This window comes from Caballeronia sp. LZ035 (assembly GCF_031451175.1).
GTDB lineage: Bacteria > Pseudomonadota > Gammaproteobacteria > Burkholderiales > Burkholderiaceae > Caballeronia.
Genome location: NZ_JARUXS010000001.1, coordinates 2047666 through 2072768 on the forward strand (window position 1 = coordinate 2047666; position 25103 = coordinate 2072768).

24 protein-coding genes are annotated in these 25103 nt (G+C 64.0%); 15 read left to right on the forward strand and 9 right to left on the reverse strand.

All coding sequences use genetic code 11. The features are described 5' to 3' along the window. Positions 1-78 precede the first annotated feature (78 nt). The 5 genes from QCE88_RS09715 to QCE88_RS09735 form a co-directional block, all read right to left on the reverse strand. On the reverse strand, positions 79-1047 hold the full coding sequence (locus tag QCE88_RS09715; RefSeq protein ID WP_309901338.1) for a D-glycerate dehydrogenase: 969 nt from the start codon (positions 1045-1047) through the stop codon (positions 79-81). A 46-nt stretch (positions 1048-1093) separates the two neighbouring features. Further along, positions 1094-2377: an MFS transporter gene (locus QCE88_RS09720; protein WP_309901340.1), complete on the reverse strand. Its 1284-nt coding sequence runs from the start codon at positions 2375-2377 to the stop codon at positions 1094-1096. Positions 2378-2527: 150 nt separating this feature from the next. Next, a complete protein-coding gene (locus QCE88_RS09725; RefSeq protein ID WP_309901342.1) occupies positions 2528-3529 on the reverse strand; it encodes a sugar kinase in 1002 nt (333 codons plus the stop codon). Positions 3530-3594: 65 nt separating this feature from the next. Next, the gene (locus tag QCE88_RS09730) at positions 3595-4416 is read right to left on the reverse strand and encodes a TIM barrel protein (RefSeq protein WP_309901344.1); all 822 of its coding nucleotides are present in this window, start codon (positions 4414-4416) and stop codon (positions 3595-3597) included. 140 nt (positions 4417-4556) lie between these two features. After that, entirely contained in the window at positions 4557-5447 is an 891-nt protein-coding gene (locus QCE88_RS09735; RefSeq protein ID WP_309901346.1) for a LysR family transcriptional regulator, read from the reverse strand. A gap of 113 nt (positions 5448-5560) precedes the next feature. On the opposite strand from QCE88_RS09735, the gene QCE88_RS09740 reads away from it, so the two are divergent. The 4 genes from QCE88_RS09740 (at position 5561) to QCE88_RS09755 (ending at position 11340) form a co-directional block, all read left to right on the forward strand. Continuing rightward, complete coding sequence (locus tag QCE88_RS09740; RefSeq protein ID WP_309901348.1) at positions 5561-6637, forward strand: YeiH family protein; 1077 nt, start codon at positions 5561-5563, stop codon at positions 6635-6637. Positions 6638-6705: 68 nt separating this feature from the next. Next, positions 6706-9636, forward strand: a complete 2931-nt coding sequence (locus QCE88_RS09745) for a molybdopterin oxidoreductase family protein (protein WP_309901350.1) — start codon at positions 6706-6708, stop codon at positions 9634-9636. Between the two features lie 11 nt (positions 9637-9647). Then, entirely contained in the window at positions 9648-10382 is a 735-nt protein-coding gene (locus tag QCE88_RS09750; RefSeq protein WP_309901353.1) for a 4Fe-4S dicluster domain-containing protein, read from the forward strand. 19 nt (positions 10383-10401) lie between these two features. Beyond that, positions 10402-11340, forward strand: a complete 939-nt coding sequence (locus QCE88_RS09755) for a DmsC/YnfH family molybdoenzyme membrane anchor subunit (protein WP_309901355.1) — start codon at positions 10402-10404, stop codon at positions 11338-11340. A 45-nt stretch (positions 11341-11385) separates the two neighbouring features. On the opposite strand, the gene QCE88_RS09760 is transcribed toward QCE88_RS09755, so the two are convergent. Further along, entirely contained in the window at positions 11386-12627 is a 1242-nt protein-coding gene (locus QCE88_RS09760; protein WP_309901357.1) for a cystathionine gamma-synthase family protein, read from the reverse strand. Between the two features lie 190 nt (positions 12628-12817). Here QCE88_RS09760 and QCE88_RS09765 point away from each other — a divergent pair, with 190 nt between their 5' ends. From QCE88_RS09765 to QCE88_RS09805, 9 genes are all read left to right on the forward strand, one after another. Beyond that, positions 12818-13552, forward strand: coding sequence for a glutathione S-transferase family protein (locus QCE88_RS09765; RefSeq protein WP_309901359.1), 735 nt, complete (start codon positions 12818-12820; stop codon positions 13550-13552). A gap of 59 nt (positions 13553-13611) precedes the next feature. Then, positions 13612-14415, forward strand: a complete 804-nt coding sequence (dkgB, locus tag QCE88_RS09770; protein WP_309901361.1) for a 2,5-didehydrogluconate reductase DkgB — start codon at positions 13612-13614, stop codon at positions 14413-14415. A gap of 192 nt (positions 14416-14607) precedes the next feature. Continuing rightward, positions 14608-16344, forward strand: a complete 1737-nt coding sequence (locus tag QCE88_RS09775) for a ClcB-like voltage-gated chloride channel protein (protein WP_309901362.1) — start codon at positions 14608-14610, stop codon at positions 16342-16344. Between the two features lie 229 nt (positions 16345-16573). After that, the gene (locus QCE88_RS09780) at positions 16574-16837 is read left to right on the forward strand and encodes a hypothetical protein (protein WP_309901364.1); all 264 of its coding nucleotides are present in this window, start codon (positions 16574-16576) and stop codon (positions 16835-16837) included. Positions 16838-16876: 39 nt separating this feature from the next. After that, positions 16877-17119, forward strand: a complete 243-nt coding sequence (locus QCE88_RS09785) for a DUF2795 domain-containing protein (protein WP_309901366.1) — start codon at positions 16877-16879, stop codon at positions 17117-17119. 689 nt (positions 17120-17808) lie between these two features. Further along, positions 17809-18660, forward strand: coding sequence for a hypothetical protein (locus QCE88_RS09790; protein ID WP_309901368.1), 852 nt, complete (start codon positions 17809-17811; stop codon positions 18658-18660). Between the two features lie 4 nt (positions 18661-18664). Beyond that, entirely contained in the window at positions 18665-18910 is a 246-nt protein-coding gene (locus QCE88_RS09795) for a hypothetical protein (protein ID WP_309901370.1), read from the forward strand. Next, entirely contained in the window at positions 18907-19341 is a 435-nt protein-coding gene (locus QCE88_RS09800) for a hypothetical protein (RefSeq protein WP_309901372.1), read from the forward strand. The genes QCE88_RS09795 and QCE88_RS09800 overlap by 4 nt, the downstream gene beginning before the upstream one ends. 183 nt (positions 19342-19524) lie before the next feature. Next, on the forward strand, positions 19525-19959 hold the full coding sequence (locus tag QCE88_RS09805; RefSeq protein ID WP_309901374.1) for a hypothetical protein: 435 nt from the start codon (positions 19525-19527) through the stop codon (positions 19957-19959). A gap of 13 nt (positions 19960-19972) precedes the next feature. Here the strand turns inward: QCE88_RS09805 and QCE88_RS09810 are convergent, their stop codons facing one another. Continuing rightward, positions 19973-22336: an AsmA family protein gene (locus tag QCE88_RS09810; RefSeq protein ID WP_309901376.1), complete on the reverse strand. Its 2364-nt coding sequence runs from the start codon at positions 22334-22336 to the stop codon at positions 19973-19975. A 133-nt stretch (positions 22337-22469) separates the two neighbouring features. Here QCE88_RS09810 and QCE88_RS09815 point away from each other — a divergent pair, with 133 nt between their 5' ends. Both QCE88_RS09815 and QCE88_RS09820 read left to right on the forward strand, forming a co-directional pair. Then, positions 22470-23177, forward strand: a complete 708-nt coding sequence (locus QCE88_RS09815; protein WP_309901379.1) for an ATP-binding cassette domain-containing protein — start codon at positions 22470-22472, stop codon at positions 23175-23177. Continuing rightward, entirely contained in the window at positions 23174-23989 is an 816-nt protein-coding gene (locus QCE88_RS09820) for an ABC transporter permease (RefSeq protein ID WP_309901381.1), read from the forward strand. Before QCE88_RS09815 ends, QCE88_RS09820 begins: the two co-directional genes overlap by 4 nt. A 9-nt stretch (positions 23990-23998) precedes the next feature. On the opposite strand, the gene QCE88_RS09825 is transcribed toward QCE88_RS09820, so the two are convergent. Together QCE88_RS09825 and QCE88_RS09830 are read right to left on the reverse strand one after the other, a co-directional pair. Continuing rightward, positions 23999-24472 carry a VOC family protein gene (locus tag QCE88_RS09825; RefSeq protein WP_309901383.1) on the reverse strand — a complete coding sequence of 158 codons (474 nt, stop codon included), beginning with the start codon at positions 24470-24472 and terminating at the stop codon, positions 23999-24001. Between the two features lie 26 nt (positions 24473-24498). Further along, complete coding sequence (locus QCE88_RS09830; protein ID WP_309901386.1) at positions 24499-24975, reverse strand: VOC family protein; 477 nt, start codon at positions 24973-24975, stop codon at positions 24499-24501. Between the last annotated feature and the right edge of the window lie 128 nt (positions 24976-25103).

The window sequence follows — 25103 nt, forward strand, 5'->3', positions numbered from 1 at the left end:
CGCGGCCTGGAGGATGGTTCTGCTCGCACCGCGCATGTTAGCGCATGCGCGGGTCCGATCCGTCTCGATCCGTGTGGCTCAGCGCGTCAACACGTCGCGATTGACGATATTTTGCGTCAGCGTGCCGTCGAGCGCGCCGATGAGGTTTTCGGCGGCATTGCGCGCCATCGCGTGACGCGTCTCATGCGTGGCCGAGCCGATATGCGGCAACGCGACGACGTTCTTCATCGCGAGCAACGGTGAATCGGCGGCCAGCGGTTCGTGCTCGAACACATCGAGCCCCGCGGCGCGGATCGTGCCTTGGCGCAATGCCTCGGTCAGCGCGCTTTCGTCGACCGTCGGGCCGCGCGATGCATTGATCAGGATCGCGCTGCGCTTCATCTTGCCCAGCTCGTCCGCGCCGATCATGCCGCGCGTCTCGGGCGTGAGCGGCACTTGCAGGCACACGAAATCAGCCTGCGCGAGCAGTTCGTCGAGTTCCACGCGCCGCGCGCCATAGTCTTTCTCGGCTTGCTCATTCGGGCTGCGGTTGGTGTAGAGCACGTTCATCCGGAAGCCAAGCGCCGCGCGCCGCGCCACCGCCCCGCCAATGCGCCCCAGCCCCACGATGCCAAGCGTCTTCCCCTGCACGTCCACGCCGAAGTGCGCTTCGCCGATGCTCCCTTTCCAGTGGCCTTCGCGAACCCAGTCGGCCAGTTCCACGATCCGGCGCGCGCTTGCAAGGATCAGCGCGAACACGGTGTCGGCGGTGGATTCGGTGAGCACGTCGGGCGTGTGCGTGAGCACGATGCCGCGCTGTGTGAGGTCCGCGACGTCGAACTGATCGAAGCCGACGGAGATCGTCGAGAACGCCTTCAGGCGCGTGGCGCCTTCGAGCATGTCGGCGGAAATTTTCACGCTCGCACCGATGGCGCCATCGGCACGCTGCAGCGCCGCGACGAACGCGGCCTGGTCTTTCGGATCGACGTCGATCACGTCGGCATGCTCGCGCAGCCAGGCGTCGACGTCGGGGGGCAAGGCTTTATAGGCAACGATGGTTCGGGTCATGGGCGCTCGATGCGAATACGGGTTGAAGGGGCCAAGCATAAACGGCTCAGGACCGCGCCGCCACGCTGGTGCGCACCGTGGCCTGCGGCTTGACGGTCAGCGTCAGCCAGACCGACAGCAGCAGCGCGGCGCTCATGAAGACGTAGGAGGCGGCGGGCGAACCCGTCGCGCCATTCAGATAGCCCACGAAGTAGGAACCGACGAACGAGCCCAGCGCGCCCATGCTGTTGATGAGCGCCATCGCGCCGCCCGCGACGTTCTTCGGCAGCAGCTCGGGCACGATCGCGAAAAACGGGCCGTACGGCGCGTACATCGCCGCGCCGGCGATCACCAGCAGCGCGTAGGACGCCCAGAAGTTCGTCGAGCCGAGCAGATACGAACCCGCGAAGGCAATCGCGCCGATCAACAGGAACGGCCAGACGAAGGCCTTGCGCGCCTGCAGCTTGTCCGAGGCCCAGGATGCCAGCAGCATCGCGATGGTCGCGGCAAGATACGGCACGGCGGAGAGCCAGCCGGTCTCGACCATGCCGAGCGTCGAGCCGCTCTTCAGGATCGACGGCAGCCACAGCACGAACCCATAAACGCCGATGCTCCAGCAGAAATACTGCGCGCACAGCTTGATGACGGCCGGCGACTTGAACGCCTCGCGGTAGTTCTTGACCGGCTTGATCGCGGCCTGCTCGGCGCGCAGTGTGGCATCGAGATCGCGTTTCTCCTGCTCGGAGAGCCAGCTGACCTGCGCCGGCTTGTCCTTCACGATGAACCACCAGATCACCGCCCAGACCACGGCCGGCAGCCCTTCGGCGATGAACATGTGGCGCCAGCCGAACGAGTTCACCAGATAACCCGATACGACCGACATCCACAGCACCGTCACCGGATTGCCGAGGATCAGGAAGGTGTTCGCACGTGACCGCTCCGACTTCGTGAACCAGTTCGAGATGAATACGAGCATCGCCGGCATCACCGCGGCCTCGACCACGCCGAGCACGAAGCGGATCGCCATCAGCGACGGAATGTTGCTCACCATGCCGGTCAGTGCGGCACATCCGCCCCACAGGATCAGGCTCCAGAACACCAGTTTCTTCACGCTGCGCCGCTCGGCGTAGATGGCGCCCGGGATCTGAAAGAAGAAATAGCCGAGGAAGAACAGCGCGCCGATCAGCGACGACAGTCCCTTGCTGATGCCGAGATCCTGGTTGATGCCGGCGGCCGACGCGAAGCCATAGTTCGCGCGATCCAGATAGGCAAGGCTGTAGGTGATGAAGACGATCGGCATGATCGCCCACCAGCGGCGCACCGCCAGCGTGGGAGGGGAGGAAGTCTGCATGGTTGTCTCCGGATGCGGAACGGTGGGTGCGCGGCGTGATGCATGTTGAATGCACGTTGCATGCACGGTTTATTGCACTTTGAATGCACGATTCAATGCACGGCCGAGGGCCTTCGCGGCTTTCATTCAGGCCCTCTCACAGGCCCTTGTTCAGGCCGGATCGAACGCGGCGCTGGCCGTCCTGTCGCTGGCATCCTGCCGTTCGAGCAGGTCGAGCGCGGCGCGCGTGGGCAAACCTTCGCTGTCGCCGATCACCTGAATCGCCAGCCCGCCAATACGGTTGCCTCGCGCGATCGCGTGCCGCACGTCACGTCCTTCGAGCAGCGCGCTCACCACGCCCACGGCGAAGCCATCGCCCGCGCCGACCGTGTCGACCACGTTCGTCACCGGAATCGCCGGCACGATGCCCTGCTCGTCGTCCGCCGTGCGGAAGTACGCGCCATGCGCGCCCAGCTTCACGACCACGCCCTTTGCGCCACGCTCGAGATAGAACGCGGCGATGTCTTCAGGCTTCGCGTAGCCGGTCAGCGTCAGGCCCTCGGTCACGCCCGGCAGCACCCAGTCCGCCAGCGCCGCCAGTGCATTGAGCGACTCCGCCATGGCTTCGCGCGACGGCCACAAGGTCGGCCGCAGGTTCGGATCGAACGAGATCGTCTTGCCTGCCGCACGCATTTCGCGGGCCATGTGGAAGGCGAGTTCGCGCGAGCTCGCGGAGATCGCCGGCGCCACGCCCGTCAGGTGCAGATGGCGTGCGCCGAGGACGTAGTCGGCAACGTAGTCCTCGAGCGACAGGTGACTGGCCGCCGATCCCGCGCGGAAGTACTCGACCGCCGGGTCGCTGCCGTCGTCGCACTTGCCCTTGAGCTGGAAGCCGGTCGGATAGCGCCGGTCCACCGTCACACGGCGCGCGTCGATGCCTTCGGTCGCAAGCACGTCGAGCACGTAGCGGCCGAACGAATCGTTGCCCACGCGGCTCATCCAGCCCACCTTGAAGCCCAGCCGCGATAGCCCAATCGCGACGTTCAGGTCCGCGCCCGCCACGCGTTTGGTGAACTGGCCGACGCGGGCGAGATCGCCGGTCTGGGCCGCAACGAACATCGTCATCGCCTCACCGTAAGTGACGACGTCCAGGGAGTCGGTCTGAGCTTGCATGTCGGTTCCTTTACTGATTGATGCTGAATGCAGAATGCAAAATGCATTAGTGAATGCAAAATGCGTTATTCAAAATGCCGCGAGAATGCGCCGATGCGGGCAACCTGCCGCGCGGCATCATCGGCGAGCGAGATGTCCGCGCCAGCCATGAACGGATATTCGATGCCACGCGGCACGTCGCCCGGCAGGCGCGCGAGCAGCGTCGCGAAACGCGCATCGGCGTCAGCCGGCGCGGCGGCGAAGCGCCGCCCGCCTTCGCCCATCACCGCCTTGCAATGCACATAGGCGACATGCGTCGCGAGGCGCCGGGCGGCATCGAGCGGGTCCTGCTCCGCCCACTGCCAGTTGCCGGTATCGAACGTCATCGCCAGGCCGCTCTGGCGCGGCAATGCGGCGAATAGCGCCTCGAACGCGCCAATCGTACCGCCGGCCTTCAGCTGTCCGTTCTCGACCACCACACGCGCCCGCGACGCCGCGACGCCCGACAGCAGCCGATCGAGCGTGACGCCGTCCGTCTCGACTGCGTGCTCCGTGCCGCCAAGTTGCAGTTTCACAATACGCGCGCCCAGCGCCGCCGCTTCGTCGATCGCAAGAGCAAGCCCCTTTGCATCGAACGCGCCGTCGTCGCGGAACAAGCTGGCAGGTGTGGAATAGACAGCCCACAAACCCTGTGCGCGAATCCGCTCGCCGAGCCGCGCCAGCACGGAGGGCTGGACATCGGCATCGCTTGCGAACAGTTCACGGCGCACTTCGAAACCGTGTGCGCCTGCTCGCGCCGCCGCGCCGGCCCAAACGGCGTGTCCATCGCGGCGAATCGCCTCCGCGCCGAACGCGCTCGCGACGATCACCACTTCTGATACCGCCTTCTGTCGAGAATTCTGATTCATGTACCGCTCACCATCGAATTCGGCCCCGATTCACTCATTGGAACCGGTTCCATATGCAGATTTCAAAAAAGACGCCGCGGCGTCCTGATTCAGAGCGAATGGTGCGTCAGAGTGCGGGAAGCGCGCCATAGTGGAATTCCCTAGCCGATCAGCCCAGGCTCCTCGCACAGTTCCAGAAAGCGCGTGGCAACGCGCGACGGCGTGGCGGCATGGGGCAGCAGGATCGAAAAGCGCCGCGTCAGCGGCTCGGGCGCCAGGCGCAGGCGTTGCAGCGCGCTGTCCTCGTGACGAATCGACATCGCCGAGACGAAACCGATGCCCATGCCCGCGCGCACCGCTTCCTTCACGCCCTCCACGCCCGCGATTTCGAGCGCTGCGCGCATCGGCGCGCCGTGTTCCGCGAACGCCCGCTCGACGATCAGCCGCACGCCCGAGCCCGGCTCGCGCAGCACCAGCGGTTGTCCGCCCAGTTCGTCGAGCGTGACGAACTCGCGGCCGTCCACGAGCGGATGCCCTTTTGGCGCAATGGCGACGATCTCGTCCTCGCGCCACGACGTCACCGTGGTGCCCAGCGGCAGATCCTGCCCGGCCGGGCCCTCGACTAATGCGATGTCGAGCGCGCCGAGCGCCGTGACGATATCGCTGGTATTGCCGTCGATGATCGTCACGGCCACCTCGGGATAGCGCTTGTGGAAGGCGGCGATCAGGTACGGCAGCAGGTAGCTGGCAGGCGTCGTACTGGCGCCGATGCGCAGCGTGCCGCGTTCGAGTCCGCGCAGCGCGTCACGCAGCGCATGGGCCTGGGCGAAAGTTTCACGCAGCCGTTCCGCATGCCCGAGCAATTGTTCGCCGGCCGCCGTCAGGCGGATGCCGCGGCCGTCGCGCTGATAGAGGGGCTCGCCGAATTCGTCCTGCAACAGCCGCAGTTGCCCCGACACCGCCGGCTGCGAGAGATGAAGCGCCACCGCAGCACGGCTGATGTTGCCATGTTCCGCCACGGTCGCGAACGTTATCAGTTGTTCCGGGGTCATCGCTGTCAAATATCCGCTTATCCGATACTTGACATTCTAAATCACGATTTTTCATATTGATATATCGAGAATAGGATTAGGCCATCGATTCCTACCTATCCTTGAGACCCTCCATGTCCACGGTCCCGTCCGCTTCACCCCTGGCGCCCGCCGCGTCCTCCACACGCGGGCAGCTCAACGGCATTCTCTTCGTCGCATTGTTTGCCGCCGCCGTCACGCGTCTCGCCGCCGTGCCCGCCATCGCGGGACTCGGGATCAGCCCGCTGATCGTCGGCATCATCGCGGGCGCGCTTTACGGCAATGCACTCCGCCACGGCATGCCCGACAGCTGGGCCGCCGGCGTCAACTTCTCGGCGCGCAAGCTGTTGCGTATTGCCGTCGCGTTCTTCGGCCTGCGCGTGAGCCTGCAGGAGATCGCGCAGGTCGGCGCCGCGGGTTTCACGGTGTCGGTGCTGGTGGTCGTCAGCACGCTCGTCGTCGGCACCTGGGCCGGTATGAAGCTGATGAAGCTCGATCGCGACACCGCCCTGCTCACCGCCGCGGGCAGCGCCATCTGCGGCGCGGCCGCCGTGCTCGCCTTCGAATCGACCTTGCAGTCGAAGCCGCACAAGAGCGCGATGGCGGTCGGCAGCGTCGTGCTGTTCGGCACCCTGTCCATGTTCCTCTACCCGCTCGCGCTCAATGCCGGCTGGCTGCATCTCGACACCCTCGGCGCCGGCCTGTTCTTCGGCGGCACGATCCATGAAGTCGCCCAGGTGGTCGGCGCGGCGAGCAACGTCAGCCCGGAAGCGACGCACATCGCCACCATCGTGAAGATGACGCGCGTGATGCTGCTGGTGCCGGTGCTGCTGGCCATTGGTTTCTGGATCAGCCGCTCGCGCAACGCCGGCACAGAACAAGGCCAGAGCGAAGGCAAGGGCAAGATCGCGGTGCCGTGGTTCGCGCTCGGCTTCCTCGCGCTGGTCGTCGTGAATTCGCTGCACGTCCTTCCCGATCCCGCCACCGGCACGATCAACATGCTCGACACCTTCGCGCTCACGATGGCCATGACCGCGCTCGGCATGGAAACCCGCTTCGCGCAGATTCGCGCGGCCGGCCCGCGTGCGCTCGCCACCGGCGCGATCCTGTATGCATGGCTCGTGTTCGGCGGTCTCGCGATCACCCTCGGCGTCGAGCATCTGTTCGGCTGACCGGGCTGTTGCAGGTCCCATCGCGCGAACTCCCCATCGCGCGATGTTGTTTTTTTGAAGGAGCAGTCATGGAACACGGCGCTCGCACCCAGAACGAGACGCTCGATGTCAAGACCACGACGTGCTACATGTGCGCATGCCGCTGCGGCATCCGCGTGCATTTGCGCGACGGCGAGGTTCGCTACATCGACGGCAATCCGAACCATCCGCTCAACCAGGGCGTGATCTGCGCAAAAGGCGCGTCGGGCATCATGAAGCAGTACTCGCCCGCGCGTCTCACCCAGCCGCTGATGCGCAAGCCCGGCGCGTTGCGCGGCGAGGCGCAGTTCGAGCCGGTATCGTGGGACGTGGCCCTCGACACGCTCGAAAAACGTCTCGCGCATCTGCGCGCCACCGATCCCAAACAGTTCGCCCTCTTCACCGGACGCGACCAGATGCAGGCGCTCACCGGTCTGTTCGCGAAAAACTTCGGCACGCCCAATTACGCGGCGCACGGCGGCTTCTGTTCGGCCAACATGGCGGCCGGCATGATCTACACGATGGGCGGCTCGTTCTGGGAGTTCGGTGGTCCCGATCTCGACCAGTCGAAGCTGTTCTTCATGATCGGTACGGCGGAGGATCATCACTCGAATCCGCTCAAGATCGCCATCTCGAAGTTCAAGCGTGCGGGCGGACGCTTCATCGCGATCAATCCGGTGCGCACGGGTTATGCGGCCATCGCCGACGAATGGGTGCCGATCCGTCCCGGCACCGACGGCGCCCTCTTCATGGCGCTGATCCACGAACTGATCGCCGCCGACGCCTACGACCACGAGTTCGTCACGCGCTACACCAACGCGGCCGAACTGCTCGACATGAACGAGGCGAGCGAACGCTTCGGCCTGTTCGTCGAGGATGCCAACGCGCCCGAGGGCAACAAGCTCTTCCCGCAAAATCATCTGTGGTGGGACACGAAGACGAACCGCGCGGTCGCGCATCACGCGCCGGACACCGAGCCCGCGCTCGGCGGCCGCTATACGCTCGAAGACGGCACGCCCGTCGCGCCTTCGTTTGCGCTGTTGCGCGAGCAGGTGGCGTCCTGCACGCCGGAATGGGCGGCGGAGATCACCGGCATTCCGGTCGCGACCATCCGGCGTCTCGCCGCCGAGATGATCCAGGTGAGCCGCGACCACAAGATCAGCCTGCCCATCCGCTGGACCGATGCCTGGGGCAAGACGCATGAACAGGTGACGGGCAATCCCATTGCGTTCCATGCGATGCGCGGACTCGCTGCGCACTCGAACGGCTTCCAGTCGATTCGCGGCCTCGCGGTGCTGATGTCCTTGCTCGGCACCATCGACCGGCCGGGCGGCTTCCGCCACAAGGCGCCGTTTCCGCGCGCGGTGCCGCCGTCCGCGAAGCCGCCGAATCATCCCGACCAGGTCCAGCCCAACACGCCGCTCGTAAGCGGTCCGCTCGGCTGGCCCGCCGCGCCCGAAGACCTGTTCATCCACGACGACGGCACGCCGGTGCGCATCGACAAGGCTTTCTCGTGGGAATATCCGCTCGCGGTGCATGGCGTCATGCACAGCGTCATTACGAACGCCTGGCGCGGCGATCCGTATCCCATCGACACGCTGATGATCTTCATGGCCAACATGGCCTGGAATTCGTCGATGAACACGATGGAAGTCCGCAAGATGCTCGCCGACAAGGACGCGAGCGGCGCATACAAGATTCCGTTCATCGTGGTCTGCGACGCGTTCCAGTCCGAGATGACCGCCTTCGCCGATCTCGTGCTGCCCGACACGACCTACCTCGAACGCCACGATGCGATGTCGATGCTCGATCGCCCGATCTCCGAGTTCGACGGTCCATGCGATTCCGTGCGCGTGCCGGTCGTGCCGCGCACCGGCGAGTGCCGGCCGTTCCAGGAAGTGCTGGTCGAACTGGGCAGCCGGCTGAAACTGCCCGCCTTCACGACGCCCGAGGGCACGCGCAAGTATCGCGATTATCCGGACTTCATCGTCAATCACCAGACCGCGCCGGGCTCGGGCGTAGGCTTCCTGATGGGCTGGCGCGGCAAGGACGGGCAGGACGCGCTGGTTGGCGAGCCGAATCCGAACCAGTGGGAAGAGTATGCGAAGCACGACTGCGTCTTCCATTACACGATGCCCGAGGAATATCAGTACATGCGCGGCCAGAACGGGCCGTATCTGAAGTGGTCAGTCGAAAAGGGCTTCCGGAAGTTCGACACGCCGATCCTGATCCAGCTCTATTCCGACGTGATGCAGAAGTTCCGCCTGGCCGCGCAGGGACGCACGAAGGGGCGGCAGCCGCCCGATCATCTGCGCGCGCGCATCGAGCAGTACTTCGATCCGCTGCCCTTCTGGTACGCCCCGCTCGAACGCGACACGACCGACCTCGAGCGCTACCCGCTCGCCGCCGTCACGCAGCGCCCGATGGCGATGTATCACTCGTGGGATTCGCAGAACGCGTGGCTGCGCCAGATTCATGGCGAGAACATGCTGTACATGAATCCGCGCATGGCACAGGCGAACGGCATCGAGGACGGCGGCTGGATCTACGTCGAATCGCCATGGGGCAAGGTGCGCTGCATGGCGCGCTATAGCGAAGCGGTCGAGCCCGGCACCGTGTGGACCTGGAACGCGATCGGCAAGGCATCGGGTGCGTGGAGCCTCGGCGCCGACGCCAACGAATCGCAGCGCGGTTTCCTGCTCAATCACCTCATCACCGACGAAATCCCCGACCCGCAACGCGACGGCGCCCGCTATTCCAATTCGGATCCGGTCACGGGACAGGCGGCGTGGTACGACGTGCGCGTGCGGGTCTATCCCGCCGAAGCCGACGCGCGCAACACCTTGCCGCAATTTCCGCCGATGCGTCCCGCGCCCGGCATGGCCGGGCCGGTGCAGCGCGTCGTGCAGACCTACTTCGCGGGACGCGGCGAATTCGCGGCGCGCCTGCGCAACGCCTTGAAGCGCAACCCGGGCAACTGAAGGAGACTCCGATGACCCAGATGGCCCTCGTGATCGATCTGAACGTCTGCGTCGGCTGCCACGCCTGCGTGACGAGCTGCAAGGAGTGGAACACCTCCGGCGAGGCGGGCAGCCTCGCGGATCAGCGTCCCTATGACGCCGATCCCTCCGGCACCTTCTTCAACCGCGTGCAGACGTATGAATCGGGCGAATTTCCGCTCGCCGACACCATTCACTTCCCGAAGTCGTGCCTGCACTGCGAGGACCCGCCGTGCGTACCCGTCTGTCCAACCGGCGCGAGCTACAAGCGCAAGGAAGACGGGCTCGTACTGGTGGATTTCGACAAGTGCATCGGCTGCAAGTACTGCGCGTGGGCATGTCCCTACGGCGCGCGCGAACTCGACGAAGAACGCAAGGAGATGACCAAGTGCACGCTGTGCGCGGATCGCATCTATAACGAGGCGCTGCCCGAGCGCGACCGCAAGCCCGCTTGCGTGCTCGCGTGCCCGACCTCGGCGCGGCTCTTCGGCGACATTCATGATCCGGAGTCGGTCGTCTCGAAGGCGATCGAGGAGCGCGGCGGGTATCAGCTGATGCCCGAATGGGACACGAAGCCCGCGAATCATTACTTGCCGCGCAATCCGGTGAATGCGTGCGGCAGCGGTTCATGCGGCTGCAAGTCGAATGGCAAGTCGAATGCCGCCGACGAAGACGCGTTCGAAGCACATGGCGAGTTGAATCTGGCGGCCATGGCCGTCCGCGTCTGATCTCTCACGGAGCATTCTCATGAAACCCGCGTTTTCTGTCGTGTTCCTCACGACCCTGAGCGGCGCCGCGCAAGGCCTGCTGATCGCGCTTGTCGGCGTGGAACTGCTGGCACGCATCGGCCTGTTCGCCGGGCCCTCGCAGACGTTCTTCATCACCGGCGCGGCCGTCGCCGTGGCGCTCGGCGGCCTTGGGCTGATCGCGTCGTTCTTTCACCTGGGCCATCCGGAGCGCGCGTGGCGTGCCATCGCGATGTGGCGTACCTCGTGGCTGTCGCGCGAATGCCTGTGCCTGCCGGCGTTTCTCGGCTGCGCCGCGCTCTATGGTGTCGCGCACTGGCTCGGCGCGACCTGGTCGCTGGGCATCGGCCTGATCGGGGTGCTCGCGGCGGCCGCGCTGTTCGTCTGCACCGCGATGATCTATGCGTGCCTGCGCTTCCTCCAGGAATGGGCGACGCCGCTCACGCTGGTCAACTTCGTGCTGCTCGGCTGCGCGTCCGGTTTCACGCTCGCCAGCGCAGGCGCCGCATGGCTGGCGCCGTCGCTTGCGGCGGGACTCGCGGCCTGCGCCTGTACGCTGACGCTTGCGGGATGCGTGGCGCGCGTCGCGTCCCTGCAGCGCAATGCGCGTCTGCGGCCCAAGTCCACCGTGCAGAGCGCGACAGGCATCAAGGGGCCCAACGTCGTGCAGAAATCCCGCGGCTTCACGGCGGGCGCCTTCAACCTGCGCGAGTTCTTCCACGGACAAACCGTGCAGGCGATCCGCCGCATCAAGTGGACGTTTTTGATCGGCGCGTTCGGCGTGCCCTTCGTGCTGATGGTCGCGGGCATCGGCTCGCAGTCAGCCGCGCTGTTCTGCGTGGCCTTCGTCACGCAGTATCTGGGGCTCGTGGCCGAACGGTGGTTCTTCTTCGCCGAAGCGCGCCATCCGCAGAACATCTATTACGCGCGGGCGTCGTGATCCAGGCAAGAAAAACGCGTGCCCGGGAAGGCACGCGTTGGCGGCTTACAAAGCCAGCTTGAGCGCCTGATCGAAGTCGGCGATCAGGTCCTCGGCATCCTCGATGCCCGCCGAGAGCCGCAGCATGCCGTCCGAGATGCCCATCGACTTGCGCACTTCAGGGCCGGCTTCGTGGAAGATGGTCGGCGCAACCGGGATGATCAGCGTGCGCGTGTCGCCGAGTCCGGTCGCCTTGATCGGCAGCTTCAGCGCATTGACGAAGTCGATCATGCGATCCGCGCGGCGCAGCTCGAACGACAGCAGCCAGGACGCACCCTTGAACAGCTTCTGCGCGATCGCATACTGCGGATGACTCTCGAGCCCTGGATAGAACACGCGGCCGATCGCTTCATGCCCCTCGAGGAAGCGTGCCAGTGCGAGCGCATTGTCGCTGCACCGGGCGACGCGCAGCGCGAGCGTCTCCGCGCCCATCGCGATGGAATGCGCCTGCTCCGACGAAAGCGAGCCGCCCATGTCGCGCAGCCCCTTCTTGCGAACCTGCAACAGCCCTTGTTCTTTCGGGGCCGAGCCGCGGTAGTCGTCGGCGATGTTCGGATACGTGCTCCAGTCGAACAGGCCGGTATCCGTCACCGCACCGCCGAGCGCCGCGCCGTGTCCCGCGATGGTCTTCGTCAGCGAATTGACGACGAGGCTCGCGCCCACGGCCTTCGGCACGAACAACGCGGGCGACGTGATGGTGTTGTCGACGACATAGGCGAGACCGCGCTCGCGGCACAGCGCGCCGATGCCTTCGAGATCGGGAATCTGCGTGCCCGGATTCGCGATGGTTTCGACGAACACCATGCGCGTATTCGGCTTGATGGCGTTCGCGACGGCGTCGGCGGAGGTGGCATCGACCGTCGTTACCTCGATGCCCAGCGTCCTGAGCGTGCCGAACACGCTGTTGGTGTTGCCGAAGACATAGCGGCTGGAGACGAGATGATCGCCCGCGCGCAGCAGCGTCAGGAACACCGCGCAAATCCCGGCCATGCCCGTGCCGAAGCAGATGGACCCGACACCCTGCTCCAGGCTCGTGATCTTGCGCTCCAGCGCGGCTGTGGTCGGCGTGCCCTGGCGGGCGTAGTTGAAGCCGCCCTTCTTCGTGCCCTGGAACACGCCGATCAGATCTTCCACGCGCTCGAACCCGTATTGCACCGAGGTATGGATCGGCTGACGCACGCCGCCGTGCTCCGCGCCGGGCTGTCTGTCGCCGTGAACGATGCCTGTGGTGAAACCTTGCTTGTCCATTACTTCTCCGCTCGCGAGTCGATCCGAAACCATCGATTTTGCCTGATCTTCAGCCGCTCATGGCAGACGCGGCATGCGGGTACGCAGGTTGCTCGCCCGTTCCTTCGTCCGCGCCTTATATGATCGAACAAGCGAACACCGCTTCGCTCGTGAAAACCGCGCGGCATTCCCCGACAAGGAGCCCACACTCATGCCTTACGAACTCCACTACTGGGACGGATTGCAGGGCCGCGGCGAATTCGTCCGGCTGGCGCTGGAAGACGCCGGCGCGCCGTACATCGAGGTCGTGCGCGAATCGAAGAAGAACGGCTACGGCATGAACGCGATGATGAAGATCCTCGACAGCAAGACCGAGCCGCATATTCCTTTCGCGCCGCCATTCCTGAAGAATGGCGAGCTGATCGTGTCGCACGTCGCGAACATCCTGCTCTATCTCGGTCCGAAGCTGGGCCTGGCGCCGCAGGACGAAGGCCTGCGCTACGTGGCAAACGGCTTGCAGCTGACCATCGCGGATTTCGTTGCCGAAGTGCACGACACGCATCATCCGCTGGCCACCGACCTTTACTATGAGGACCAGAAGGACGCCGCGAAGATCCGCACGAAGAATTTTCTCGACAAGCGCGTACCGAAGTTCATGGGTTATTTCGAGCGCGTGCTGAAGCAGAATCCCGCGGGCGACACGCAGATGATCGGCGAGCAGACCAGCTATGTGGACCTGTCCATGTTCCAGATCGTCGATGGCCTGCATTACGCCTTTCCACGCGCGATGAAGCGCTTCGGCGAGCACTATCCGCGCGTCGCGGCGCTGCACGATGCCGTGCTGCAGCGGCCCAACATTGCCGCCTACGTCGATTCGGACCGGCGTCTCCCGTTCAACGAATCCGGCATTTTCAGGCACTATCCCGAACTCGATCAGGACGCGTGAGCCACGATGACCCATGCGCGCCTGACGCCCATTCACTCTCGACTCAGCAAGGAGCCAGCATGATCGAAACGATTCCTTCCTTCGGTCTCGGCACGTTTCGCGTCGATGCCGCCAGAACCACCGAAGCCGTGAAGAACGCGATCGATATCGGCTACCGCCATATCGACACCGCGCAGTACTACAACAACGAGGCCGCCGTGGGCCAGGGCGTGCGCGACTCGGGCATCGCGCGCGACGAGGTCTGGGTCACGACCAAGGTCTGGTGGGAACGGCTGTCGCGCGACGCGCTGATCGCCAGCCTGAAGGACAGTCACACGAAACTCGACATCGGCACGATCGATCTCGCGCTGGTCCACTGGCCGTCGCCCAAAGGCGCGGTGCCGATCGCGGAAACGCTCGCGGCGCTGCAGGAAGCGCAGCAACTGGGACTGATCCGCCACTACGGCGTGTCCAATTTCACCGCGCCGCTGCTCGAAGAAGCGCTCGCGGCGCCGGGTCGCAAAGGCATTGTCACTAATCAGATCGAAGTGAGCCCGTTCCTCGCCAACCGCTCGCTCGTCGATGCGACGCAGAAAGCCGGCGTCAAGGTGACCGCGTACATGCCGCTCGGCGAAGGCCGCGCGCACAAGGACATGACGCTCAAGGCGATCGCCGCGAAACATGGCGTCACGCCCGCGCAGGTGACCTTTGCGTGGCTGCTGGCGCGCGGCATCGTGGTGTTGTCGGCATCGACGAATCCGGAGCATCAGCAAAGCAACTGGGACGCGCAGAAGCTCAAGCTCGACGCCGACGACATCGCCCAGATCGATGCCCTCGACGAAGGCCGGCGCAACGCCAATCCTTCGTTCGCGCCGAAGTGGTGACAGCGTTGCGCGGCGCACGCCGCCACGCGTAGCATTCGTAGAGAAGCGCCCGGCTGACTCGTTCGCCGGGCGTTTTTTATTCGTCATGACGCCTCTCCACGACGTTCCAAAGCCCGCAGACCGCCCTCGCGATGCTATCCTTGCGGGCGTCCTTATTCCATTTCCTTCTAAGCTTTCCACGATTTCGTAAAAGTGCTTTCGTTCCTGCTCAAGCTCCGTACCCGCGCCCAACGGCTCTTTCGTCTGTCGGACTCGCATACGATGCTCGTCTGGGCAGTCGTGGTCGGCGTGGCCGGTGCGTTCGCCACTGCGCTATTTCGCGAAGGCATCGAGATCCTGCAACATCTGCTGGGCAATCGTTCGGAAGGACTCGTGGCACTCGCGCTCGGCCTGCCCTGGCCCGTGCGCATGCTGCTGCCCGCCGCGGGCGGCGTCATCGCGGGATTCTGCCTGCTGATCGCACGCCGGCGCGTCAACAAGAACGCGAGCACCGACTACATGGAAGCTGTCACCATCGGCGATGGCGTCGTGCCGGTCTGGCAGAGCTTCTGGCGCAGCCTGTCCTCGCTCATCACCATTTCGAGCGGCGGCTCGATCGGCCGTGAAGGCTCCATGGTCCAGCTCGCCGCGCTCGTGTCTTCACTGATCGGCCGCTGGGTCCACTTCGATCCGCCGCGCCTGCGCCTGCTGGTCGCATGCGGCGCGGCCGCCGGGATCACCTCGGCCTACAACGCGCCAATTGCCGGCGCCTTCTTCGTCACCGAACTCGTGCTCGGCTCCATGGCGATGGAAAGCTTCGGGCCCATCGTCGTCTCGTCGGTGGTCGCCAACATCACGATGCGCGAGTTCGCGGGTTATCGACCGCCGTACGAGATGCCGGTCTTCCCGACCATCACCGGCGTCGAAGTGCTGCTCTTCGTGTTGCTCGGCCTGATCTGCGGCGTGCTCGCGCCGCAATTCCTGCGGCTGCTCGGCGCCTCGAAGAAGCGCTTCGCCATGTTGCCGTGGCCCTTGCCCGTGCGGCTCGCGGCGGGCGGGTTGATCGTCGGCGTGATCTCGATCTGGTGGCCCGAAGTCTGGGGCAACGGCTACGAAGTCGTGAACTCGCTGCTGCATGAGCAGTGGACCTGGACCACGCTGCTCACGCTGCTGCTCTTCAAGATCATCGCGACGGCCGCTACTGCCGGCTCGGGCGCGGTCGGCGGGATCTTCACACCGACGCTGTTCTTCGGCGCCGTGGTGGGCTGCCTGTTCGGCATCGGCGCGCATGTCATCTGGCCGCATGCCACCTCGGCGCCCTTCGCCTACGCGATGGTTGGCATGGGCGCGTTCCTCGCTGCCGCCACGCACGCGCCGCTAATGGCCATCCTGATGATCTTCGAGATGACGCTCTCGTATCAGGTGATGCTGCCGCTCATGCTGTCGTGCGTGATTGCGTACTTCATTGCGCGCACGTCGGAGCAGACCTCGATGTATGAAGTTACGCTGCGCCGCAACCGCGAGGAGAAAGAGCGCGTGCGGCTGGCCGCCACGCAGATGCGCGAGCTCGTCAAGCCCGCCGATACGGTCGTGCCGCTCACGGCGAACATCAACGACATGACGCGGGTGTTCCTCGAGTACCCGGTGAAGTACCTGTATGTCGTCGATGAAGCCGGGCGCTTTCGCGGCGTGGTCGCGCTGAAGGACATCACCTCCGACCTGCTCGACGAGCACGACACGCAGGCCAAGACCGCCGCCGACTATCTTCAGCCGCAATTCGACGTGCTCATGCCCGACATGTCGCTCGGCGAGGCGCTGCAGCACTTTCTCGCGTTCCAGGGCGAACGCCTGCCGGTGGTCGAGAACAAAAGTCAGCCGCTGCTGCTGGGGGTCGTGTACAAAACCTCGCTACTGGACGCATACTTCCGTTTGAACCCGACGTCGCGCTGAAACGGCGCAGCCGTGCAATTTTGCGGCGCGGCGTTTCGCCTGCGTGCATGCTGCGCGCGGGCCGGGTCCACTTCACATTTCACTCGAAGTACGTCCGCGCGACGCCCGCACGTCGCGCCCGTGCGCACTCCGCTCAGGCGGCCCAGGCGCGCGGCCAGGCAGGTCATGCGAGCATCGGCACAGACTTTGCTTGATGCTCTTCGCTGCCTACGTGAGGAGGGGTTGCCCGATGAAGACCTCAACGTTGTTCTCGATGGCCCTGGTATCGGTCTCGTGCTACGCCGCGCCGTTGCATACGAGTTCCACCGACGAATCCACCGCCGCTACCGCGACACGCGCCGCCTTGCGCGTCAATGTCGCTCCGGTTGCGCCGCCGGCGCCTGAAGTCGCCGCACAGGATCTCGATCACGCGCGCTGGCGCCACGTGCCGCTGCCGAAGTCGCGCACGCCGAATCACGGGATGGCAAGCCAGCCGGTGCAGGTGCAGACCTGACGCCTCGTCCTTGTATCACTCACACATGAAGCCAGCGCAATGACCGACACGCACGCCAGACACGCGTTGAACGACGAGCCGATCGACGATGAGATCGCCCAGGTGTTGCGCCTCGTGAAGTATCCCGCCAACAAGGACGCCATCGTCGATGCCGCGCGCGAAGCCGGCGTCAGCAACGATGTGGTCACCCTGTTCGACGGACTGCCCGAGCAGGATTACGCGGACGCGGATTCGGTCGAGCAGTTGCTGGGCAGCAATGGCGGGCCGGGGCTTTCTATCTGATTGCTCTCGTGCAGGAGCGGCATGGTTCCGTGCTGTCCTTCGTGCACGTCGCACAAAACGTTCGCCATCAAACACTTAGGCCGATCCCCCGGCCTTTTCAACAGCGCTGTCCACAGAATATGTGGATAAGTCGGGCTTCGATTGCGCCGGTTTGCCTGGTGACGATCGTGGTTCGATCCGCACCACGCCCGTATTTCTCAACGAATTCAAAAGGCTGGGTCAGTCACCCAGCGGTTTTCCACAGGCCTTTCCACGCTGGCTGTGGAGAACTTCTATTGCATCGCCTCTTCGCGTGCAGCGGAAAAGGCTAATTAGCCCCAGCATGTCGACGCGCATCTACCTGCTATGACGCAATAGATTCTGCGCACGCCGGACACAATTTCACAAACAGAAACACTCAACTAAAAAGAAGTTTGTCCTATTCTGCGAAATCTCGTTGCACGCGCAGCGAGACAGGGTTGGAAGCCTGCAGCAAAGCGGAACCCGCGTCTCGCTCGTGCTGAACGAGCGAGCGCGTCAAGGTCTCTACTCGTTCTGAAGACGGATCTCGTGGTTATCCCGCGTCATCTCGACGCCAGGCAAGCGCGACCCTCCCGCCTTTCGCGTCATCGCCATTTCTAAAGCCGCGGATTGGGCACGCTCTTTCTGGCTCGACGTAAATCGGCTCACTCATGTTCTTAGGAATCTGAATGAAAAACGAAGTTTATTTAAGAGATCTCGGATTCACCCTACGCCGGCCTCCCGACTTCCATCAGCGTTCATTCGGAGACCGCGCTGGCAGCATCGATGCCGATGTATTTCTACACCGGCGTACGGAATGGTCGACGGACCTCGCAGTCATGACCGAGTTATGCGCGCTTATAGACTTACATGGGTTTGAACGCTTCGACGCATACGAACACATCGAGCGCGCGATTCTATCCGGCGAGTTGCAGGTCGAGTGGAACCCACCAACACGGGTTTTCGCTCGTGACGAGCGCTTGCCACCGTCGCGCTCCAGAACGTACACGCCTTCGCAGTTGTGGAAGCGCGCCGAGCGTGACAACGCGCCGCCGCTGGATGCCTCGAAGCTCAGAACCGGAATGGCGACGCGCCTCGATTGCTCGTACCTCGATGGCTCGCACGGTCGCATAGATGCACCCGCGGAGTTATACCGGCATACCAATCGGGTCGAGGTTGTATCGCGGGAATGGGCCAGATTCGATTTCCTAGGCGGAGGACCCAGTCCTGCGTTCTTGCAACGCGCCACGGTCAACGGGCGCGCCGTAGATATCTTTGAAACCGTTAGCAACGCTCCCGCCGGTTATGCCCTTCCAAGCGGGACGAAGGTACTCAAAGCACTCGAAACGCTTGCGCCGAAGCAATACGAGCACTTGAGCAAGGTTTCCGTGAATCCGAAGCCGAATCCAGATGATGCAACTTGGCGCGACGAATACGGAGATGCCAGGTTTTCATCGGCTGCCACTGCGGATATCGAACAAGGCGTCGCCTTTTTTTCCTTGGAAGGACTGGCGCGAGATTCCGCAAGCTTATGTCGATAGCACCATGAATCATGAAACCGGCCATCTATGGAGCCAAACGCTGTGGGAGGATGCGACGAAAAAGCAAGGTTGGCTCGAAGCGATGGTCCGCGATGGAAACGCGCCTTCTGACTATGCCCGGCGTAATGCAAAGGAGGACTTCGCGGAATCCGTGAATATGTATTTCTCCAGCCTGGGTTCACCCTGCGAGGCGCGGGGCCGCGAGAACTATCCGGCTCGTTACCGTTATCTGGACGAACAGACAAGATGAAACGGGTCGCCATTATTGGCATCGCCATTTCCATACTCGGCGGGTGCGCGAGCACCGCCATATCGTATTCACCACATATGAAACGATCAAATTTTCCGGGTGCTCAAGATGCATCTCTGCCTCATCCGGGCACAATCACGATGAAGTACGAATGGAATGGAACCAGCAAAGAGCTACGCGCCGCCGACTATCAGGATTCGTTCATCTTTTATTGCTTCGACAGCGAAGGCAAGCGTGCCGACCGATGCGTGGCTGCATGGTGCGTTCCCATCGTTGAAATTGAGACCGTCTCGGCAGACAACGACGGTAAGCCGGCCGAGCCGCGCGTGGCGGAATATATTGAGATTACGCAATATGGACCGGGGCATAAGTTCCTGAAACATACAACTGCACAGCCGCGCTCTCAGAGGGTCGCGCCGCAACCCGACTAACATCTCCCTTCGACAGCGCGCGATCAAGGTTACGTCGATAGCACGATCATGACGCCAGGGGTCTATGGAGCCCGTTTCGGTGAAAGGACGTGATGAAGAAGCAAGGATAGTTCTAAACGATAGCGAGGCGCGAGGCCGCGAGATCTATCCGGCTCGTTATCGCTATCTGGATGAACAGACACGATGAAGCGCTCCGCAATTTTCGCCATTGCTATTTTCACACTCGGCGGTTGCGCGAGCACTGCCAAACCGAACTCACGACACATGAACCGATCAGACTTCCCAGGCGCTCAAGACGCATCGCAACCTCATCCAGGCACTATCACCATGAGGTACGAATGGAATGGAACAAGCAAACAGCTGAGCGCCGCAGACCATCGGGATTTGTTCAACTTCTATTGTTTCGACAGCGAAGGCAAGCGTGCCGACCGAAGCGCGGCCGCGTGGTGTGTTCCCATCGTCGAAATCGAAACCGTCTCCGCCGACAAGAACGGCCAGCCGGCCGAGCCGCGCGTAGCGGAATACATCGAAATCACCGTGTATGGTCCGGGTCATCAATTCCTGGAACATACCACCGCGCAGCCCCGCTCCCAGCGGCTCCCACCACACCCCGAATAAACCGGGAAGCCTCTCAACTCCCCTTATACTGCGCCGCACTGGCCCCCACTGGCGCAGCCGGTTTCTTTTTCGCGCCTTGATCACTCGCCGCCGCCCCCGACGACATATAAGCCGGCGCCGCCTTCGCCTTCTCCTTCTGTCCCGCAGGTGGCGCAGTCGGCGCCTTGCCGATATCAGCAAGCATCTGCTGGCAAGGCAGCGGCTTGTTGTTGCTCGGGGCAATCAACGGAATGAGCGCCGCGAACGGATTGATCAGCCCCAATCCAACCGCTGCCGCCCCGCGTATCGCCAGCACCGGACTCACGCCGATATGCGGATCCTTGAAAGTACCCTTCACATACAGCGGCGAGCGCAGCGAGAAGATCCGCACCCCCTTCGTATGCGGATGGATCCCGAGATCCATGGCTTCGGTCTTGAGGTTGATCGTGCCATCGACGTTGATCACGGCATCGTCGGTATCGAGCGCAAAGACGCGCGAATCGAGCACCCCGTCCGTCACGACAAAATCCGCCGCCGCGCAATTGATGTTCACATCGCGCTTGCCGAACAGCTTCTCGTACACGACGTTCGCCACGTTCAGCCCGGCCGCTTCCATGTAAAGCCGGCTCACCGTGCCTTCGGTGATCAATGCCTTCACCTCGCCGTTCGACGTCGCCGCGAGCGCCGCCGGCGAATTGCCGGTAGCCGACAACGCCGCATCGCCATTGATTTCACCCAGCGCCGACTGCATCGTCTTGTTGGTCGGGAACAGCTGCTTGAGCTTCAGATGCCGCGCCTGCGCCGACACGCGTCCCTTGAGCGGCGCAGCGCTGCCGTCGAGATGAATGTTCGACGCCAGCGACCCGCCCGCCACACCAAACTTCAGCGGCTCGAACGACAGCACGCCGTCGTTCATCACCACATGCGTGTACAGGTTCGTGATAGGCAGATCCGGGTCCTTGATGATGCGCTCGCCGGTGAACTTCACATCGGCGTCGATGGACTTCCAGCGGTCGGTCTTGAACTCCTCGGTCGGCAGCGCCTTCGACGACGGCTGCTTCTCCGTCTCGCCGCGCTTGGCCTTGCTCGCATTGGAATCCGCCCCGATGATCGGCGCCAGATCCTTGAACTGCAACAGATGCGACACCAGTTCGCCCTGCAAAAGCGGCCGCGGCTTCTTGCCCGCATAGACGAGCGAACCGTTGATGTCGCTGCCGCCCACGCGTCCCGTGAAGTTCTCGTAATGGAACACGTTGCCGTCTTCGCGGAACTGTCCGGTCAAGCGCCCCTCGGTCGCGAACGGCGGTGTCTCGGGCAGCGTCACGCCGGTGAACGGATACAGATGCGCCATGCTGACGGCCTGAATCCACAGCCGCAGGTCGAGCGCCGCGAGATGCGCGGGATCGGTCACGGTGCCGACAAAGGCAATATGCGTGTCGCCGAGACGCACGTCGGCCTGCACGGGAAACGGCCGCTGCGCGTCCTGCACCGCGAGTACGCCGCCGAGCTTGCCGTCGCCGGAAACCTTGCCGCCGTTGTAGGTCCCCTTGACGGTCCAGCCGAACGCATAGGGCGGCACGGGCGGCTTCGGGCCTTCCTTGGTGGTAATGCTGGTGTTCGCTGAAGTGCTCGCCGGATTGGGCGCCGATGCGTTCGCCGCCGCGGCAGCAGACGCCGCCGAGGCCGCCGACGCCTCGGAAGCCGCCGCCGCATCGGCCTGCTTGTTGAGCTTGGCCGCGCCGCTCTTGCCGACCATCTCCGCCGAAGACTTGGCCGATGCCGCTTCTTGCTGCTTCATGACTTCACCGATAGGCACGGGCTGGCCGAGCGTATCGATGACAGCCTGCATGTCGGCCTTGGTCACTTCGTCACGCAGGCTCACGGTGCCCTTCGCGAGCGAGATGTCGCCGAGCTTGAGATTCCAGGTGGACGGCTCATTGGACTGCTTGAACTTGAACGTCCAGTTATTGCGGTTGTCCTTGAGCCGCTCGACGTCGATGGACGGATTCACGAGGTTGATCGACGGAATCACGATGTCATGCGCAAGCAGCGGCAGCACGGCGACCTGGAAGTCGATCTCATCGAGCGTCGCGAAGAATTTCTGGCGCGTCCAGTCCGGATTTGCGATGGTAATTTTCTCGGCCGAAAAGCGTGGCCATGGCACCCAGCGTTTCCATCCGGTCTCGTTCGGCGGGCGGTGCCAGCCGACCTTCAGGTCGCCGGTGATCTCGAAGCGCCGGCCGATGGCCTCGGACACCTTGTCGTCCACCCACGGTCGCAGCCGGTTCCAGTCGAAGGTCAGGAAAATGACCACCAGGATCGCGATCAGCACCGCCAGAATGCCGAAGAACCAGGCGGCGATCTTGCCGATTTTGCGGGTCGCTCCAACCTGCGCCATGACCTCTCCATACGTTTCTCGTTATCCGGGTGGGCAGCACATAATGTGCCCGGCGCGCATGCAGGTGCCTGCCGAAGGCAGGCTGAAACTCCGTAAGATGTCGATCTTCACCCACCCATCCCACATGCATCCGATGCCCGAAGCGACATCGCCCGGCGTTTCCCCGCGAACCGAACTCGTCACCGCGCACGGCGTCACGCGGCGCGATGCTGCGAGGGGCACGACGCTCCTCCAGCCCACCGATTTCACGCTGTACGGCGGCGAGCGCGCCGCAATCACGGGCCCTTCCGGCTCCGGCAAGAGCGTGTTCCTGCGCACGCTCGCGCTGCTCGACGCGTGCGATGCGGGCTACGTGACCTGGCGCGGGGAGCGGATCGCGCGGTCGCGCATTCCGGCGTACCGGCGGCGCGTGGCCTATATCGCGCAACGTCCCGCGATGCTCGACGGCAGCGTCGAGGACAACCTGCGCTATCCGTTCATGCTCAAGGCCTATCGCGATGTACGTTTCGATCGGGAAATCGCCGCGCAACTGGCGCAGGCGGCCGGACGCGCCACCGATTTCCTCGACAAGTCCGCCAGCGAACTGTCGGGCGGCGAGGCGCAGATCGCCGCACTCGTGCGCACCTTGCAACTTGCACCCGATGTGCTCCTGCTCGACGAACCGACCGCTTCGCTCGACCCGGCCTCGGCCCGTTCGATCGAAGCGCTCGTGACCGCATGGTTCGATGCCGACGCCACCCGCGCCTGCATCTGGGTGTCGCACGATCCGGAACAGGCACGGCGCGTCGCCACGCGTCATCTGACCATGGATGCCGGCGTGCTCGGAGGCGACCTGCGATGAACGGCTATCAGAATCTCGGGATCGTCGATATCGGCCTCGCGGCCTTGCTGATCGTAGTGAATGGCGCGTTGTCGGTTGCGCTGAAGCTCGGGCTCGAACGCAAGCTCGCCGTCGCCGCGGTCCGCACCGTCGTGCAGTTGCTGCTGATCGGCTATGTGCTCGGCTGGGTCTTTGCGTTCAACCGCTGGTATGTCGTCCTGCCGCTGATGGCGCTGATGACCGTCATCGCCGGTTTCGCCGCATCCGGGCGCGGACGGCGCACTTATGCCGGCCAGCGCGTCGACAGCATCCTGTCGATCTGGGGCAGTTCCTGGCTGATCGGCGCATTCGGACTGTTCGTCGTGATCCGGATTCATCCGTGGTACGAGCCGCAATACGCAATTCCGATCCTCGGCATGATTCTCGGCAATACGCTCACGGGCGTGTCGCTTGGCATCGAACGGATGACCGAGGAACTGACCGCCGGACGCGCCGCCGTCGAGATGTCGCTCGCGCTCGGCGCAACCCGCTGGGAAGCGGCGCAGGGACCCGCGCGCCAGGCCGTGCGCGCGGGCATGATTCCCACCCTGAACCAGATGGCCGTGGTCGGCCTCGTCAGCCTGCCCGGCATGATGACCGGCCAGGTGCTCGCCGGACAGTCGCCGTTGCAGGCGGTGCGCTATCAGATCGTCATCATGTTCCTGATCGCGGCGGCCTCGGCGCTCGGCGTGGTCGCCGCGGTCGTGATGACCTACCGGCGGCTCTTCGCGGCGGACCACCGCTTCATGGCGGCAAAACTCGTGGAGCGCCGCGCCCGCAAACGCGCTACTTGAGCGGTCCGGTCATGCGCCGTTGTAGACCCGCTCCAGTTCGACGAGATCCAGCTTGATCATGTCCATCATCGCGCGCATCGTCCGGTTTGCCTTCTCCGCATCCGGATCCTGCAGCATCTTGAGCAGACGCCGCGGCGCCACCTGCCACACGACGCCATAGCGGTCGGTGAGCCAGCCGCAGGCCATCGACTTGCCGCCGTCCATCAGCGTGTCCCAGTAATGATCGATCTCTTCCTGGGTATCGCATTTGATGAACATCGAAACGGCCGGCGTGAAGTCGAAGTGCGAATTGCCGTTCAATGCCATGAACGCCTCGCCCTCCAGTTCGAACAGCACGGCGAGCACGCTGCCGGCGGGGCCGGGACTGGCCTCCGTATGGCGCATGACTTCGGTGATGCGCGCCCCCTTGAAGGTCGCGACGTAAAAGTTCGCGGCTTCTTCCGCGTTACCTTTGAACCACAGGCACGGCGAGATCTTGTCCATCTGCGGGTCTCCGTTCTCGAATGGGGTCATTGGCCGGGCGCGCAGCCCTTTTCCATTGCGGCCTTCATCTCTTCCGGGTTCATGTCGCGCTGGTGCGTTGCAACCGACCACTGATGCCCGAACGGATCCTCGAGCCGGCCATAGCGGTCGCCCCAGAACATGTCGGCGACCGGCATCGTGACCTTCGCGCCTGCTTCGGCGGCCTGCCTGACCGTGGCGTCGACATCCGTGACATACAGATGCACCGTGACCGGCGAACCCTTGATCGCTTTCGGCCCGAGCATGCCGAATTCGGGATGTTCGTCGACCAGCATCAGCATCGAATCGCCGATCTTGATCATCGCGTGCATGAGCCGGCCGTCCGGGCCGGGCATGCGGCCCATTTCGACGGCGTCGAACGCGCGCTTGTAGAAGTCGATGGCGTCGGCGGCACCCGCGCAGCACAGGTGCGGGGTCAGCGAATGCATGCCGGGAGGGATGGGTTCAACGGCGGATGAGGACATGTCGGCTCCGTGAGAGTGGACGAGGCGCGCCAGGCAGTGGCGGCGCTCTCACACCCTACAACGATCGGCGCAGGCGTCAATCGACATGAACGCGCATCCGCGGCGCAAAAAATTCACGCCGCGCCGGG